This window comes from Treponema sp. R8-4-B8, from assembly GCF_054786175.1.
In genome coordinates this window covers 1-1,702 of record NZ_BDHE01000085.1, presented here as the reverse complement: position 1 = coordinate 1,702, position 1,702 = coordinate 1, and the positions used below count along the sequence as shown (strand labels likewise).

At 46.9% G+C, this 1,702-nt stretch carries 1 protein-coding gene; it reads right to left on the bottom strand.

Features of this window, described 5'->3' with window-relative positions:
• On the bottom strand, positions 1-1,575 hold a 1,575-nt coding region (locus tag ACYVRA_RS06390; protein WP_461251915.1), incomplete at its 3' end, for a hypothetical protein.
• Positions 1,576-1,702 lie beyond the last annotated feature (127 nt).

The following is a 1,702-nucleotide window of genomic DNA, read 5'->3' as shown; positions in this document are numbered from 1 at the left end:
ATAAAGAGCGTTGCCCTCGCCTGTGATATAAATTTCCGGAACTTTATCTCCATCGCTGTCAAAGAACGTTATATAACCTTCTTCTTTTACTGAAAAACCGGGAATACTTTGATACAGAATTTCGCCTTCCAAGCTTATCCTGAAAAATGTTCCGTTAGACGAAACAAGCCACATATATTCTCCGTCAAAGACAGGCTGTTGGTAAAAAACTCCGTCAAGCGCGACAGGGAACGGCGGAACAAGAACCGCGTCTTCATCATAAACCAAGAACTGTCCCGATTGATTCACAAAGGCGGCATAAATTTTATTGTTATGTGCAAATAACAGCGGCGATCCAAAACCAATTCCGACGCTGCCGCCTTCTTCACTGTCATTTTCTATAGCTATGGGAGCAGGCCAATTTGGGAGCGTTCTTCCTTCATCGTCAAGCAGCCATATTTCGCCAAAGAAACTTTTTGGATAAACTGCCGCATACACGCTGTTTTTTTTGCCGCCTGTTGAAACGGAAAGGAAGGACGGCGGGGAACGGAGAGCGGCAATAAATGAAGTTTCCCAAACGCTTTGCTTGCCGTTTGCGTCAACCGTATAAACTTTGCCGTCTTCATCGCAAAGGTAAAGCTTTCCCATAAACGCGGCGGGAGCGGAGGAAAGCTGAAGTCCCGTAAGTATCGGAAAGCCTTGAACAATTTCCATATTGCCGTCTACAAGCGTTACGCGCCCACGATCTGTAACAACCCAGGCGAATACCGTTCCAGCCATATCTTTTACCGTAACATCGACGGCGGGTATAACCCAATGATTACCCTGACCGGTAAGTTCGCTGGTACTGTTATCCGCGATTTTTAACGAGACGGCGGTATTGCCCGAAGAATAGAACACCCTGCTTTCTTCCCCCTTGCCCGCCCCGTAAATACGGTTAGAAGGCTTCCCGCCGGCGTCTAGCGGATAACCGCTTACAAGGGTTATGCCGCCGCCTGAACCGGGAACAAGCGACAGGGAAATTTCAACAAGCCCTTTATTAAAGCTCAGGCGGGCAAGCCCTTGGCGATATAGGGATAAAAAGCCGCTAAGGGCGGTGTTATTACGCAGAAAAAAAGGCACTGAAAGATCCAGCGAGTAATACAAACTAAAAGAGCTCGCGACGGTTTTTCCCCCCGCAATATCGCGCCAGATGGCGGTTTTTGGCAGCACATCGTTTCTTTGCATGGCGCGTAACGCGGCAAGAAGCGCCTCCGCGGATTCGCTTACAAGGAAATAATCTTTGTAAATTGTATAATAAGGGGAAGGTATAAAAATATTCCAGCGCCTTAAAAGAGACTGAAGAAATTCGGGAACCTCAATACGCGGAATACGGACCCCGTCAAGGTTTAACTTGACATTTTCGTTAAGCGCGGCAGATTTAAAAGCGCGGTCAAATATTCCTTGCCGCTTTTTCTCATCGGCAATTTGAATCATATAAATAGGGTGAGGCCGCCCCTCCAAGCCGAAAGCGGCAAATTCATTTCCCGACCATGAAAAAAGAAGATCGTTCAGCGATAAACCTAAAAGTAATTTGGAAGAATTATCCGCTGACATTCGCCTTAGCATACCTAATCCTACCCGTTTGCTTGACGGGATTCTAACCCATGAATCTCTTGATGAAATTTCCAATGTGCCGGTCTTGGCTAAAGCCGCCTCCGCGTCGATAGCATTGAAAGATAAT